This window comes from Streptomyces luteogriseus (assembly GCF_014205055.1).
GTDB classification, from domain to species: Bacteria; Actinomycetota; Actinomycetes; order Streptomycetales; family Streptomycetaceae; genus Streptomyces; species Streptomyces luteogriseus.
On the sequence record NZ_JACHMS010000001.1, the window covers coordinates 3,727,486 to 3,742,206 of the forward strand.

The window sequence follows — 14,721 nt, forward strand, 5'->3', positions numbered from 1 at the left end:
CTCACTCGTCCGTGACCAGCAACTCTTCCTTGTCCGGCAGCAGATCGGTGATCTTCTCCCACACTGCGGCGGAGTTGGACTTCACCAGGACGAGTGCGCTGTCCGGCCCGACCTGCCCCGGCATGATGGGCTCTTCGGGCTGTTCCCGGATCCAGTAGCCGAGGGGGCCGCAGTCCCAGGCGGCCAGGGCGCGGACCATCGTGGAGCGCTGACCCTCGTGTTCGCCGTCCCACGCGGTGGTGATGCGCCAGGTGGCGTTCAGGGAGACGACCATGTCCAGGAACCGGCCCAGAGCCGGCTCCTCCAGGCCGGTGTCCGCTTCGACGAGTGCCTTGCGCACCCGATCGCGGGTCTCGTCCTCGTCGGCGCCGGACTCTTCCAGGGCGACGAACGCGGCGTCCAGAGCACCCATGGTCGTCTCGACACGAACCTCGGGAGCACCTTCCTCCGGCTTTTCGGTCCGGTGCAGGTTGACCTTGCGGGCAAGTTCCCACACGAGGGTGTTCGGCTCGATGGAGACGTACTCGGACTCCTCCTCCCCCGGCCAGCCGTCATGGGAGATCACTGCCTCCTGGCCAACGATCACCCCGTGGTTGACCGCGCCGTGCTCGCCCGTGATCTCCACCTGGATCATGACCATCGGGTCGGCCAGGGCAGCCAGCGGCTCGCGGAGAACCGGCGCCAGTTCTCCCTCCTCGCCCACCAGGCCGATGCGCTGGAGCTCGACCAGTGACTCCCACAGCTCCTCAGGAGGGGTTTCACCGTCCAAGAGGTGTGCGAACACGGCGATGTGACGGTCGGCCAGCCGGAAGCGGGCTCGGGAGCTGTCGTACGAGGGCACTGGTGCGATTCCTCTCGCTGCAGCAGGGCGAGCCCCTGCTACTTCTTCTCGTCCTTCAGGTCCTTGGCGTCCTGTGCGCACTTGTGCGCCTCGTCGCGCAGCGCCTTGGCGACCGTGCCGCACGTGGTCTGCCAGCTCTTGAGACGCCCGCGCACGTCGTCCGCGTTAGGTCCCGACCAGGTCTTCATGCCGATGGTGCTGTGCTTCTTGGCCGCATCGACGAGTGAGTCGATGTGGTCGGCCAGCGACCGCAGCTGGCCGGCCCGCCGGTTGAGTTCCTGAATGTCTGGATTTGCCATAGCAGCCTCCCCCGCTGTCCCAGGAGCCTCAGCATACTGGCGCCGCGTGTAGACCTTCCTGGGGATCCTGACCCAGGCCAGCACCACTCGTTCACACGAAACCCCCATCTCTGAAGGCCCAGGACTGCAACTACGTCTGGTGCGGTAGCGTCCCTTGTTGCAAACGGATAGTCCGTTTACTCACGTGACACGGGGAGGAACGCCATGGATCGCGGTGCAGATCTCACTCAGCTTCGGGAGCTGTCCAAGCTCTTCGGCAAGAAGGCCACCGACCTCCAGGGCCTCATCAAGGCGCTGGAGTCCGCCACGAGCCACAGCTCGGGTTACTGGAAGGGCCCCAAGGCCGACCGTTTCCGGAACGACTGGCACGACATCAAGCCGACGTTCGACAAGTGGGTCGACACGCTGAACGACGCCAGCAAGTCGGCCAACACCAGCGCCGACAACATCGAGCGCGCCACCTGATCCGACGCGGAACGCGCGGATGCAGCCTGCCGGGGCATTCCTTCGAGACCATCAAGTCTCGGACGGGGTGCCCCCGGCGGCATTTCAGCAGGACAGATGACTAGCGCTTGTAGACGACGTGATCAAGAAGAAAAGAAAACGTCCTGCGAAGCAGTATCAACTGCCGCCTCATATCAAGAGGTCGCACCAGGAAGTCGCCGAGGCAAGGGCATGGCGGCCACGGCCTCGGCTCCCCCGACTCCGGTTGATGCTCAGCACGTTCGGCCTATGCCTGCTGTGCGTCGGCATGGTCCTCAGCTTGGCGCTCCCATCGTATTTCCTGGTACGGGACCTGCGCTCCCGCGGGGTGAGCGCCGCTGCCACGGTCGTCGGTGTCGACTCAAAGCCGCAGTACGTGAAGGTCCGTCTCGTGAGCAGCCCCCAGGTGGGCACCGAGGTCAAGCTCTGGGATTACGCCGGAATGCTTCCCGAGACGCAAACCGGCGCTTCCATGATCGTCACATACGACCCCGAGGACCCATCCCGTATCCTCACTCAGAGTTGGGTGAAGGACCCGCCGACGAACCTGCCGGCATACGGCACGGCGGCTATCGCCGCCTTTTTCCTGTCGGGAACAGTGGCACTGGTGTTCCGTCGCCGTTGGATTCTACGAAACTGGCCCTCGGACGCCTCCGTTGCCGGTTCAGCGAAAGCGCACGGCTCCAAATCCGTACGTCTCACCAAGCCCTGAACGGCGGCACCAGCACCGCGGGCCTCGCCGGAAAGGCGAGGCCCGCGGTTTCGTCACTGATTCGCGGTCAGCCGTTCATCACAGCCTGCACCGGCACGAACCCCCCGCCTGCCACGAACAACCCGCTCCCCGCTGCCCCGCCCCCGCTGTTCGCCGGGAGCCTGATGCCGAACAGTTCGCCGTCCGAGGAGCTCTGCGGCGTCAGCAGCATGCCGTTGCGGGACTTGCGGGCCTCCACCGCGAAGCCCCGGTACTGGCCGGACAGTGAGTCAGTGGTGCCGGCAGCGAGCAGGCCCACACCGCCGTCGGCTCCCTTGCGGATGACCCCTTCCAGCGGCTCGTCCAGCGGTGCGTCGTAGAGGAGTTCGGCGTCGTCGACCACGACGACGTACGGCCGTCCGTCGAGCTGGTCCTGGATCTCCTCCAGGTCGTCACTCGAGCTGTCTGCGTTCAGCATGCCGAGCACGCCCTCTCGCCCCTCGAGGTCCCGCAGTGGAGACCGGCGAGGTGTGACGACCACCAGAGGCGTACCTGCTCGCAGAAGGGACTCGGCGGCGCACAACAGTGCCGTCGAACGGCCGGACTTCGGCGGGCCCGCGATGACGAAGCCGGGGCCGTTCTCCTCCAGGTCGATACCGATGGGGTGAAGTTCGTCGCCGCCCACGGCGAGCAGCGCCCACAAAGGCGACGAGGGGACGAAGTCCGGGTCCAGAGCCATTGCCTCCGACGCCGTGATGCGCGTCGGAAGGGCATCGACTCGCAGAGGGCGGCGGCCCGCCGGGACGCGGCCGTAGCGGGTTCGCGCCTCTTCCGCGATCTCGCGGAGGGCACGAACCTGGGCCTGGCCTGCGGGGTCTTGCGCCAGCAGCCCGATCTGCGTCTCGTCCACGCCCGTGTCCGTGATGCGCAGGGCGCGTCCGGGCGGCATGTTCTTCGGGACCTCGCGGGCCTGGAGACCTGCGGTGGAATAGTCGTTCGGGTCGGCGAAGCGCATGACAAGACGGTCGGAGAAGGCCGAGGAGACATGACCGCTGAGGCCACTGCGGTCGGCCGTCATGACGACCTTCAGACCCGCTGCCGAACCCTCGCGGAAGAGTCGCTGGGCCGCTTCCAGCAGCTGACCGTAGTTGTAGTTCTCGAAGGTCGACGCGAAGCCCTCCCAGCTGTCCAGCAGGAGCACCATCCAGGGCAGGCGCTCTTCGGGAGCGGCACCCGCGCGCTGTTCCGCCGCGCTCGACGCACCTTCCATCGCCAGCAGTTGCTGTCGACGGGCGACCTCCACCTGCAAGCGCTGGATCAGGCGACGGGCTCGGTCCGGCTCGTCGCGGGTCACGACAGCGCCCACGTGGGGCAGACGTACCAGCGGCAGGAGGGCGTTGGAGCCGCAGTCGATGCCGTAGACGTGCACGTCCAGCGGGGAGGTGTTCCGGGCCAGGGAGCCGGCCAGGGTGCGAAGAGCCGTCGAGCGACCCGAGCGGGCGCCGCCGAGCAGCAGTGTGTGCTCCCCGTGCACGAGGTCCAGGGACACCGGCACGCGGCTCTGCTTCGCCGGCAGGTCGACCAGGCCGTACGGGATCGGGGGCACGTCGCCGCCCGGGGCGGCCGGTGCACCGCCGTAGGCGGACAGTTCGTCGAGTGTGACGGACTCCGCCAGCGGCGGCAGCCATGGGCTGCGCTGCTCACCGAAGCCCATCCGCTCGGCGCCTTCGCGTACGGCGTCGACGAGGACGGCCAGGTCCGTGACCATCGTGCCGTCGTCGTCGGCCTCCTCTCGCTTGGGCAACGGGCGGGCATAGGCGTTCCACGGCAACGGGATCAGCGTGGCCTTCGGGCCCGTCTGGCCCGTGGCGGGGCGACGGCCACCGATACGGGCCGACTGCACGCCGACCAGGGACTGGGCGCCGGAACGCACGTACATGCGACCTGGAGTCGACTTGGCGATCGCGCCCGAGTCCGGTGCGTCGATGACGTCCATCGACTCGGAGGCGTCGGTGACTCGCAGGGCGATGCGGAGGTTGGTGTTGGCCCGGATGTCGGCGCTCACCACACCCGCGGGACGCTGCGTCGCGAGAATCAGGTGCACGCCGAGCGAGCGGCCCCGGCGTGCGATGTCGACCAAGCCGGCGATGAAGTCGGGCAGTTCGGCGACCAGGGACGCGAACTCGTCGATGACGAGCACCAGCCGGGGCATCGGCTCCAGTTCGGGGCGGAGCTTGCGGGTGTCGTTGTAGTCCTCGATGTCCTTGGCCGCCGCATCGAAGAGGATGCGCTCCCGGCGATGGAGTTCGGCCGCGAGTGAGGCGAGGGCCCGCTCGGTCAGATGGGCGTCGAGGTCGCTGACCATGCCGACGGTGTGGGGCAGGCGGGCGCAGTCCATGAACGCGCTGCCGCCCTTGTAGTCGATGAGGACGTAGTTCAGGGCGTCGGGACGGTTGGCGACCGCCAGCGAGGCGATGATTGTCTGGAGCAGCTCGGACTTACCGGCACCCGTCGTACCGGCGACCAGCGCGTGCGGCCCGTCGCGGCGGATGTCCAGAACGAACGCGCCGTCGGCGGCGAGTCCGATGGGTGCGGCCGTGGTCGAGCCACCTGCCCGCCAGATGCGTTCCACTTCGGTACCCGCCGGGTTGGGCATGTTCAGCAGGTTCAGCAGCCGGGCCGAGGTGGGCAGCGCGGAATCGGCGTCGTCGCGACTGACATCGCGGACGGGGGCGAGGGAGCGGGCCAGGAGTTCGCACCATTCGTACGGGACCTGGTCGGCCAGCACATCGCCGACGGCCTCCAGGCCGTAGCCGCGCACTCGGACATGGTGGGCCGCGTCCGGTGACCAGGCCACGACGGCTTTGCACTCCTCGGGAAGCAGCCGCTCGTCCTCGTCGATGCAGAGAGCGAAGATGCCGTACTGCGGTCCCTCGGTGAGGAGTTGGGGAACGCCCGGGACTCGGCGCAGCAGCCGTGCTCCGTCGAGGATCAGGAGCACGTTGGCGTCGGGATACAGCTGGCCCGTCATGTTGTGCTGCTCGCGGGCCGCCTTGCGGCGAGCCAGCTCGTTGAGGAGTTCGTTGACCCGGCGGCTGATGCCCTCCGAGTCGAAACCGACCAGAGCGACGCAGTCCTGTCCCTCGTCGGGAGCGGTGTGCGGAAGCCAGTGCGCCCAGTGCCACTCGGCGCCGGCGGCCGGTGTCGCGGCCAGGGAGACCAGTGACAGGTCCCGGGGGCTGTGCAGCACGGCGGCCTGCACGCTCAGCCAGCGCGCGGTGGCAAGGGCACGGGCACGGTCCCCCGCGATGCCGACCACGCCGAGCCGGGCGAAGGGCAGGGTGACGGGGACGTCGGGCAGGACCGGGGGTTCCGGGGGCTCCTCGTCGTGCGATGAACCGCCACGCGCGAAGACGAGTTCCACGTCGGAGGGCAGGGCTCCCAGCCCGATACGCAGCTGCATCGCGTCCGGGTCGGTGAGCCGGCGCTCCCAGAGACGGCGGCGCGGTCCGGTCGCGAAGAGCAGGATCTCCGCCGGGTCGGGGTTGTCCTCGCGGCGGGCACGCTGTTCTTCCTTGCCGAGAGTGACGAGTTCGGACTCGTGGGCCGCGAGATCCTTCTTGTACTGCTTGAGGGACGTCCTGTGCTTCTTCTTGCCCTCGCGGTTCTCACTGATCCACTGGCCCAGCATCATGAGCGGGCTCATCAGGCAGAACAGCAGCATGTAGATCTGCTTGGTGAGGAAGTACATCGACAGCCCGAACAGCATGGGCATGAACGCCATGATGAACTGGAAACGTGCCCGTTCCCCCTTGGAGGGAGGCACCGGCACGGACAGCCGCCGCCGAGGCCGCAGCGGCGACAGCCGAGGGGGGCGGTTGTAGGCGAGGCCGCCCTCGCTCATCAGGGACAGATGCGCATCCGGCTCGGCCACCCGGTCGAGGACCAGCAGCGAGTCGCCCACCCGTACGGCACCGCCCAAGGGCCAAGGAGTACCGGCCGTCACCGCGTCATCGTTCAGCCGGGCGCCGGCGCCGGCCTCCGGGGTGAGGGTGACGTTGCCCTGGAGGTCGATGGTCAGCCGGAGGGCGACCGCCGGCAGTGAGGCGTCCGGCAGGGGGAGCGAACAGGTCGGCGCCGATCCGGCGGTTGCCGCGCCGACGCCCAGCCGGACCACGCGCCCCGCGCCGGGACCGCCCGCCACGCGCAGTTCGTACTGCCCGACCGGCTCGCCCTTGCGCAGCAGCGGGCCTATCGAGGGGTCGACGGAGACGCGCATGCCGTCCCGCAGGACGCCGGCCGCCGGTGCCGCGGGGTCGCACAGCTCACCGTCCGCCCACAGCACCGGCGCCCCGGAGACCGCCGTTCCGTAGCCGGGCAGCGAGGCCAGTGAGGTCCCGGGCATGGCCACGACGTTCTCCGACCCGGCACCCCGCGGGTTGATGCCTTGTCCGACGGCCTGCGCCAACACCTCCGCGACATCGCCTGCCGTGGCGGTGTCGTCGGCGGTGACGACGATGTCCTCCGACTCACCGCCTTCGCGTACGACCGTGACCAGCATCCGCATGATGGTCGTCCTCCCCGTCGGCCCCTGTGGCCACGTTCGTTAACTTCAGCTAACGGAGACTATGGCAGTCCCCGGCATCGCGCCCCAGCGCCCCGACCTCACACCGCCGGCATCGCGTAGATCTCCGGTCCGTTCGTCACCAACAGTCGGTTTCCTGCCGTCGCGATCTGCCACGGGGCGCCGGAGTCCTTGTCGTCCGTCCAGGTCCAGCGCACTGTGCCGGTCTTGGCCTCGAGGGCGATGACGCCCCCTGACAGGGGCCCGGCGGCGCAGTACAGCGTCGTGCCTGCCCTCACGAACGTCCCCGGCCCGCCACGGTTCTGGTCCTCGCAGAGCCAGATCCGCCGGTGCGTCTTGACGTCGACGGCCCAGATGCCGCGGTCGTAGTCGCTGATGTAGAGCACACCGTCGATGACGGCCGGGTTGTTGAAGCCGCGGCGGCCCTCGGGGGAGAGCGTCCAGCGGGTGCGGCCGGTCTCCGCGTCGACGGCTGTCAGCTTCTCGCCGGGCAGGAAGACGAGGCCGTTCGCGACCGTGGGCTGCCAGGCCCAGTCGTCGCCGATCCTCTGCGTCCACAACTGGTCGCCGGTCGCGGTGTCGCGCACGGTGAGGTTCTGGTTGGAGTCCGCGTAGACGAGGTGCTTACCGGAGACGGTGCCCTGGACGTCGTAGTCCCGCGTGCCCCAGTCGCGGTGCTGCAACCAGACCTTCTTCCCGGTGCTGTGGCTGATCGCGGCGATGGCGGTGCGGTAGTCGGTGGCGCTCCGGGCCTGTGCGTAGTCGGTTGCCGTGACGTACACGTTCTTGTCGTCGATGGCGATGGTGCTCTCGATGCCGAGTTTCTTGCCGAGACGGCTGCGCCACACCTCCTTGCCGGTCTTCACGTCCCGGGCGACGAGGACTCCATCGACGCCGCTGTCGGTGAGGAACACCTTGCCGTCGTGGAACAGGAGCGGGGAACCGGGGGCGCAGACATCGGGCTTCGACCAGCGGGCTTCACCGGTCTTCACGTCGTACGCCACCAGAGGGTCGCCGCTGATCAAGAACAGGCCGTCATGGATGAGGAGGGGTACGTCGGTGGTGGTGCTGTCTTCCGCCGCTGTCTCGTGCCACAGCGGTTGGGGGGCGACTCCCGCCGGCGGGGTGGTGAAGTTCTCCCCGGCGGGCCGGGCGGAACCGGCGCCGTTCGTACCGGTCGCCCCGTCCTCGGTGTCGCCGTCCCGGCTGAGCCACCAGGCGGTGCCGCCGCCCGCCAGCGCCACGGCGGCGGCACCGCCGAGCGCGAGACCGAGAACACGGCGGCGGGAAAGGGCGGTTGAGGTGGTGGCGACAGTGGAGGCCGGTCCCGGGGCGCCGGGGTGTCCTTGAGCACCGTGGCCCGGCGGGGGCGTTCCGTACCCGGGAGCGGGAAGGCCGCCCGGCGGTGTGGCGTAGCCGGGGGCCGGCGTTCCCTGGGCGGCGGCCGCGGGGGCGCCGCCGTATCCCGGGGCCTGCGGATACCCGTAGCCCGGGGTGGGGGTGCCCGGTGACTGCGGTGCCCCCTCCGGCATCGCCGGCGCGGGCCCGAAGGACGCGGCGCCCGTGGGCTGAGGCCGCTGCGGCGCCTCCAGGTCCAGGATGCCGGCCGCATGCGTGGCGATCGTCGAGGCCACCGCCGACGGCAGCCAGTCGCTGAGGACGCCTTCGACCCCCTGCGGGGCGAGCGCCGCCACGATGTCGGCCGGAACCGGCCGATGCGCCGGGTCCTTGGCGAGGCAGGCGCGGACGAGGCCCAGCAGTTGCTGTGGTACGCCGTCGACGTCGGGATCACCGTGTACGACCTGATAGAGCAACGAGGCGTGCGAGGCGGCTCCATGGCCGAAGGTGCCCCGACCGGTCGCGGCGAACGCGAGTACGGCGCCCAGCGAGAAGACATCACTCGCCGTGCCGATGTTCTCGCCCAGCGCCTGCTCCGGTGACATGTAGCCGGGAGACCCGACCACGACGCCCGTCTGCGTCATACGGCTTCCGTCCACCGCCCGCGCGATTCCGAAGTCGATGACGCGCGGACCGTCTGCCGCCAGCAGGACGTTCGACGGCTTCATGTCACGGTGGATCAGTCCGGCCGCGTGCACCTCCTGGAGGGCTGCGGCGAGGCCGGCGGCCAGCGCCCGGACGGTGTGCTCCGGCAGTGCACCGTGCGCGGCGACCACGTCCGTGAGGTCCGGGCCGAGCACGTACGACGTCGCCAGCCACGGCAGCGGCGCGTCCGGGTCGGCGTCCACGACCGGGGCTGTGAAGCGGCCGGACACCGCCTTGGCTATCTCGACTTCGTGCCGGAAGCGGTCGCGGAAATCGCCGTCCGCGGCAAGATCCGGACGTACGACCTTCACCGCGACGGTACGGCCACCGGGTGAACGGGCGAGGTAGACGCGCCCCATGCCGCCGGCACCGAGTCTTCGCAGAAGTCGGTACGTGCCCAACTCCACAGGATCGTCCGGCTGCAGTGTCTCCATGGTGGGCCTTCCCGGCATGGCCCGATGGGGCATGCGTCATTCGTCTGTGATGGTGTTCGCTTTAGCAGACACAGTAGTGAGCGCCCGAACCAGGGGGAGAATTAGGGGCTATGAGCGGAAGTTCGGCGAGGCCGAAGCGGAGGAAGGCGGCTGGGCCTGCCTTGCGCTACGAGCACAGGGCAGAGCGTCCGCCGTCCCTTCGCCGCGTGAAGACGGGGTTCGGGGAGCGCCTGTTCGGTTGCCTGGTGCTCCCCGGCTTCGTCGCCCTGATCATGCCGCTGGTCCTGTTCGACATGTACTGGGGCCACGAGCTGTGGGGTGACTTCGCTCCGGCGTGGCCGGGCGGTGCGTACGCCTTCACCGGCGTGGTCGGCGCCCTGGTGCCGGTGGTCTTCTTCGCCTGGGTGGCGCCACTGACCCGGATGGACTGGAAGAGGAGCAGGGCGCGTTCGTCGGCCTGGGTGGCAGCCTCCCTGCCCGGGCTGGGCGCTTGCTACCTGGTCGGCGGGGTGATCGCCACGACCGTACGGCCCAGACGGCGCCGCGACTGGGACTCCGGCTGTTTCAGCGAGGGCGGCCCCTGCTGGGTGCACGTGCACTACCCATGGCTGTGGGTCGTCGGGCTCGTCTCCACCCTCGTGGCGGCCGCGCTGCTGATCACCCTGCTCGTCAGGCTCAGCCGCAGGGCGACCCCTACCCCACCCTCGACATCCGGGCCTCCGGCCGACCCGACTCCTGGCTCTCCGACCGGTACCGGAGGTCGTCGCCCACCGGCTTGAGGTGGACGGTCGTCTTCGCGGGGTTGCAGCCGCTGTGATTGCTCTTCGCGCCGACCGACGTCGCGACGAGCTCGTTCTTCGTGACCTGCTTCAGGGTGAGTACGTCGACGCAGACGCCGCCGACCGGGTCGGTCTGACGGAGCTTGCCCAACTCCTGGCCGACGGCGGCCCGTTCTACCGTGATGCGGAACGTGCCGAGGGGCAGTCTGCCGTCGAGGGCGACGCCTTGGCCCTCCCAGGTGCCGAGGTACGCGGCGGGCACCGCGCCGGCGGAGGGGCCGGAGCTCGCGCTGGCCGCCGGGGGCGAGTCGGAACCGCTGGAGGAGTCCGCGTCGTTCTGGCCGCCGCCCCGGTCCGGCAGCAGGTCGAACACGAACACCGACCCGATCGTCACGGCCGCCATCGCTCCCGCGACCGCCAGCGCCACGGAGCAGCTCAGCCTGCGCACCCGGCCGCCGTCCTCGCCCTCCGGCGTGGACGTCGCCGCGACGGAGACGGTGACCCTGCCGGGGCGCCGGCCGGAGGCCGGGGCGGTGTCCTGCGGGTGGTCGCCGTCCCGGGGCTCGGGAACGGCGGCGACGTGGGGAGTGGGTGGCATCGCCGGGGGTTGCATCGCCGGGGGCGGGGCCTCCTCGGAAGAGGTCGCCTCGGAAGAGGTCACCGCAGACGGCATCGCCCCGGGCGGCAGCACCCCGGGCGATGGCATCACCGGCGGCGGACCGAACACCCCGATCCCGCCGCTCCCGGCCGCTTCCGGCCCGCCCACCGAGGGGCTGCTGAAACCGACCGGCCCGGAAGGCCCCCCGGCCCCTCCCCCGGCCCCGGCCGCCGCCCCGGCTCCCGTCGCCTCCAGGTTCAGCAGGTGCACGGCACTGCGGCTCACCTGTTCCACCAGCGTCCCCGGCAGCCATCCGCCGGCCACGAGCCGGGCCGCGCCCTCGGGGGCCAGTCGGCGGGCCAGCTGAGCCGGGGTGGGCCGCGCCGCCGGGTCCTTGGCGAGGCACTCCGCCGTGAGGCCCCGCAACTCGTCGTCCAGCAGGCCTAGTTCCGGCTCCTCGTGGACGACCTTGTAGAGGAGGGCGGCGGAGGAGTCGCCGGGGAAGGGGGGCCGGCCGGTCGCCGCGTAGGCGAGGACCGCGCCCAGCGAGAAGACGTCGGCGGCGCCCGTGACGCCCTTGCCGAGGATCTGCTCGGGTGACATGTAGCCGGGTGAGCCGATGGACACGCCGGTGGAGGTGAGGGACGCGGTGCCGTCCGTGGCCCGGGCGATGCCGAAGTCGATCAGCAGGGGGCCGTCGAGGGTCAGCAGGACGTTCGACGGTTTCACGTCCCGGTGCACCAGGCCCAGCTCGTGCACCGCCGCCAGCGCCTCGGCGAGTCCCGCGCCCAGGGCCCGTACGGTCGGGGCCGGCAGGGGCCCCCCGTCGGCGACCGCGGCCGACAGGGAGGGACCCGCGGCGTACGCGGTGGCCACCCAGGGCACCCGCGCGCCCGGGTCCGCGTCCAGGACCGGCGCCGTCCAGGCACCGCCCACCCGGCGCGCGGCGTCGACCTCACGCCGGAAACGCGCCCGGAACTCCTCGTCCAGCGCGAAGTGCGGATGCACGATCTTCACGGCGACCGTGCGGCCACCGGGGCTGCGGCCCAGGTAGACCCGGCCCATGCCGCCGGAGCCCAGCCTGCCGAGCAGCCGGTAGGGCCCCACGACGGTGGGTTCGTCGACGTCGAGCGGCCGCATGGGCGTCACCCCTCCCCCGTGGGCAGGCGGGGACGGCTCCGGTCCCGGTACGCCTGCACCACCCAGCAGAGTAGTGCGGGAGCACCGCCCGGCTCACGGCTGGAGCAGGTCCACCTTCACGTCCGCCGGGAAGCCGGTCGTCGGGCCGACCCTGCGTGCGAACTCGGCGACCGCCGCCAGCTGCGGGCCGCCGAAGCGGAAGTCGAGGGTCGTGAAGTAGCGGGCGAGGGTCTCCTCGTCGAAGGCCTCCCAGCGGGCGGCCTGCTCGGCGACCTTGCCGACCTCCTCAAGGGAGAGGTTGCGGGAGTCGAGGAAGGCCTCGTGCACCCGGCGCGTGATGACCGGCTCGCGCTCCAGGTAGTCGCGGCGGGCCGCCCAGACCGCGAAGACGAACGGCAGGCCCGTCCACTCCTTCCACAGCGCGCCCAGGTCGTGCACGGCCAGGCCGAAGCGCGGCCCGTCGAGCATGTTGGCGCGCAGCGCGGCGTCGCCGATGAGGACGGCGGCGTCGGCCTCCTGCATCATCAGGCTCAGGTCGGGCGGGCAGGTGTAGTAGTCGGGCCGGACGCCGTAGCGCTCGGCGAGGAGCAGCTGGGCCAGGCGCACCGAGGTGCGGGAGGTCGACCCGAGGGCGACGCGGGCGCCGTCCAGCCGGTCCAGGGGGACCTGCGAGACGATCACGCAGGACATGACCGGGCCGTCGCAGCCGACGGCGATGTCGGGGAAGGCGACCAGGTCGTCGGCGTGCCGGAGGAACTCGACGAGGGTGATCGGACCGATGTCGAGTTCGCCCTGCACCAGCTTCTCGCTGAGCTTCTCCGGGGTGTCCTTGGAGAGCTCGAAGTCGAGGAGCGTGCCCGTTCTCGCGAGCCCCCAGTACAGGGGCAGGCAGTTCAGGAACTGGATGTGGCCGACGCGCGGCCGGGTGCGAGGATTGTCCACATCGTGAGGCTAGCCCTCACGGCGTACGGACCGGCGCGCGACCCCGCCGTCGGGGTGTGGGCCCGTTGCGGGCGCCCCCTCCGCCAGTCGGCCGGAGGATGTTCAAACATTCGGGTGACGTGATCTTGACCCCTATTGCATTCCGCGGACTGCGTGCTAGGCTCGTCGCAAGTTGCAGTTTGGTTTCCCTTGCAGTACAGAGCCTGCGGAGCATGTGACCGCGGGCTCTCGTCATTCTCAGACATATGCACTTGTGCGGAATTCATCTTCACACTTGCTGGTTCTGGAGCAGGGCAACCCTTTTGGGCCCAAGGAGGGCTTATGGCTACCGGAACCGTTAAGTGGTTCAACGCCGAAAAGGGCTTTGGTTTCATCGCCCAAGAGGGCGGCGGCCCCGACGTCTTCGTCCACTACTCCGCGATCAATGCGACCGGCTTCCGGTCCCTCGAGGAGAACCAGCAGGTGTCTTTCGACGTCACGCAGGGTCCGAAGGGCCCGCAGGCTGAGAACGTCACGCCGGTCTGATTTGTAGTACCCAAGGAGCCCCGCGCCGCCAGGCGACGGGGCTCCTGCCCTTTCCGGGCCCTTCTGTCCGATGAATTCCCGGTGAATTCCGGCCGTGGGACGATGAGCGGATGCGGAAAGATCAGCGGAACAGTGGCGAGGTCGGCGGTACGCCGGCCGACAAGCCCTTGGCGATGGGCCTGTCGGTCGGCCTGTCCTTGGGCACGGCGATAGGCCTCGTGCTCGGCATCACCGTCTTCGACAACCTCGCGCTGGGCCTGGCCCTTGGCCTCGGCTTCGGCACGGCGGTCGGAGCGGGGGCGGGCATCGGCGCGGGACAGGCCTCGCGACTCCAGGAGGACGGGGAGCACGAACACGAGGGCGCCGGGGAGAACGACGGCGTAGGGAAGAACACGGGCGACGGGGAGAACACGGGCGACGGGGAACATGGCCGGAATCAAGGGGACGGCCGGTCGGACGAGAGCCGGGGCGACGGCGTCTCGCGCTAGGGTCTCCGGCCATGACCGACGCCGCTGACCTCGTGAACGCCGCCCCCGGCCCCGTGGCCGACGCCCACGACTTCGTGGCCGACGACGCCGGCCTCGTGGACGACCCCTCCGGCCTCGTGGACGACGACGCCGACTTCGTGAACGACCCCTCCGGCCTCGTGGACGACGCCCCCGACTTCGTGACCGAGACCCGTGTGTTCTACGACGCCGTCGCCGAGGAGTACGCCGTCCGGTTCGGTGACCTGCGCCCGGGGACGCCGCTGGACCGGGGCGTGCTCCATGGGTTCGCGCAGCTCGTGGGCCAGGGGGGCGAGGTCGCCGACCTGGGGTGCGGGCCGGGGCGGGTCACGGCGTACCTGGCGTCCCAGGGACTGTCGGTGTTCGGGCTCGACGTGTCGGAGTCGATGCTCGCGATCGCCCGCCGCGAGAACCCGGGCCTGCGGTTCGTGCGGGGCTCGATGCAGGAGCCGGACCTGCCGGACGGCTCGCTCGACGGTGTCGTGTCCTGGTACTCGATCATCCACACACCCGAGGAGCACCTGCCCGCCCTCTTCACCGTCTTCCACCGCGTCCTGCGCCCCGGCGGCCATCTGCTGCTCGGCTTCCAGTGCGGGGACGAGCCCCGCCGCTACGAGGAGGCCTTCGGGCACCAGGTGTCCCTGACGTTCCGCCGGCGCCGGCCGGAGCGCATCGCCGCCCTGCTGAGCGGCGCCGGATTCACCGTCCGCGCCACGACGGTACGAGAGCCCGACGAGGCGCAGGGCGAGCCGGTCGCCCAGGCGAGCATCGTGGCCCGCAAGCCCGGGAAGTAGGCCGCCCGGGGCATCGCCGTAGCCCCACGTGTGATGCCCGAGCGGCCCCCGCAGCCGGGCG

At 70.3% G+C, this 14,721-nt stretch carries 12 protein-coding genes; 6 read left to right on the forward strand and 6 right to left on the reverse strand.

What is annotated here, in order from left to right:
• Position 1 precedes the first annotated feature (1 nt).
• Together BJ965_RS16175 and BJ965_RS16180 are read right to left on the reverse strand one after the other, a co-directional pair.
• Positions 2–841, reverse strand: a complete 840-nt coding sequence (locus BJ965_RS16175) for a hypothetical protein (RefSeq protein ID WP_184909277.1) — start codon at positions 839–841, stop codon at positions 2–4.
• Between the two features lie 38 nt (positions 842–879).
• Positions 880–1,140 (reverse strand): hypothetical protein, encoded by a 261-nt coding sequence (locus BJ965_RS16180; RefSeq protein WP_184909279.1) that lies wholly within the window; start codon positions 1,138–1,140, stop codon positions 880–882.
• Positions 1,141–1,344: 204 nt separating this feature from the next.
• Between BJ965_RS16180 and BJ965_RS16185 the strand changes: the two genes are divergently transcribed.
• Both BJ965_RS16185 and BJ965_RS16190 read left to right on the forward strand, forming a co-directional pair.
• On the forward strand, positions 1,345–1,605 hold the full coding sequence (locus BJ965_RS16185; RefSeq protein WP_097218954.1) for a WXG100 family type VII secretion target: 261 nt from the start codon (positions 1,345–1,347) through the stop codon (positions 1,603–1,605).
• 247 nt (positions 1,606–1,852) lie between these two features.
• A complete protein-coding gene (locus BJ965_RS16190) occupies positions 1,853–2,335 on the forward strand; it encodes a DUF3592 domain-containing protein (RefSeq protein WP_184909281.1) in 483 nt (160 codons plus the stop codon).
• A 67-nt stretch (positions 2,336–2,402) separates the two neighbouring features.
• Here the strand turns inward: BJ965_RS16190 and BJ965_RS16195 are convergent, their stop codons facing one another.
• Both BJ965_RS16195 and BJ965_RS16200 read right to left on the reverse strand, forming a co-directional pair.
• A complete protein-coding gene (locus BJ965_RS16195) occupies positions 2,403–6,881 on the reverse strand; it encodes an FtsK/SpoIIIE domain-containing protein (protein ID WP_184909283.1) in 4,479 nt (1,492 codons plus the stop codon).
• A gap of 98 nt (positions 6,882–6,979) precedes the next feature.
• A complete protein-coding gene (locus tag BJ965_RS16200; RefSeq protein WP_184909285.1) occupies positions 6,980–9,376 on the reverse strand; it encodes a serine/threonine-protein kinase in 2,397 nt (798 codons plus the stop codon).
• A 206-nt stretch (positions 9,377–9,582) separates the two neighbouring features.
• Here BJ965_RS16200 and BJ965_RS16205 point away from each other — a divergent pair, with 206 nt between their 5' ends.
• A complete protein-coding gene (locus BJ965_RS16205) occupies positions 9,583–10,155 on the forward strand; it encodes a hypothetical protein (RefSeq protein ID WP_184909286.1) in 573 nt (190 codons plus the stop codon).
• On the opposite strand, the gene BJ965_RS16210 is transcribed toward BJ965_RS16205, so the two are convergent.
• Complete coding sequence (locus BJ965_RS16210; protein ID WP_184909287.1) at positions 10,070–11,893, reverse strand: protein kinase domain-containing protein; 1,824 nt, start codon at positions 11,891–11,893, stop codon at positions 10,070–10,072. The genes BJ965_RS16205 and BJ965_RS16210 overlap by 86 nt on opposite strands.
• Before the next feature lie 93 nt (positions 11,894–11,986).
• Entirely contained in the window at positions 11,987–12,835 is an 849-nt protein-coding gene (locus BJ965_RS16215) for a menaquinone biosynthetic enzyme MqnA/MqnD family protein (protein WP_184909288.1), read from the reverse strand.
• A 321-nt stretch (positions 12,836–13,156) separates the two neighbouring features.
• Between BJ965_RS16215 and BJ965_RS16220 the strand changes: the two genes are divergently transcribed.
• From BJ965_RS16220 to BJ965_RS16230, 3 genes are all read left to right on the forward strand, one after another.
• Positions 13,157–13,360, forward strand: coding sequence for a cold-shock protein (locus BJ965_RS16220; RefSeq protein ID WP_004984723.1), 204 nt, complete (start codon positions 13,157–13,159; stop codon positions 13,358–13,360).
• Positions 13,361–13,470: 110 nt separating this feature from the next.
• On the forward strand, positions 13,471–13,848 hold the full coding sequence (locus BJ965_RS39345) for a hypothetical protein (RefSeq protein WP_246545911.1): 378 nt from the start codon (positions 13,471–13,473) through the stop codon (positions 13,846–13,848).
• Between the two features lie 158 nt (positions 13,849–14,006).
• Entirely contained in the window at positions 14,007–14,660 is a 654-nt protein-coding gene (locus tag BJ965_RS16230) for a class I SAM-dependent methyltransferase (RefSeq protein ID WP_313667760.1), read from the forward strand.
• Positions 14,661–14,721: the final 61 nt, after the last annotated feature.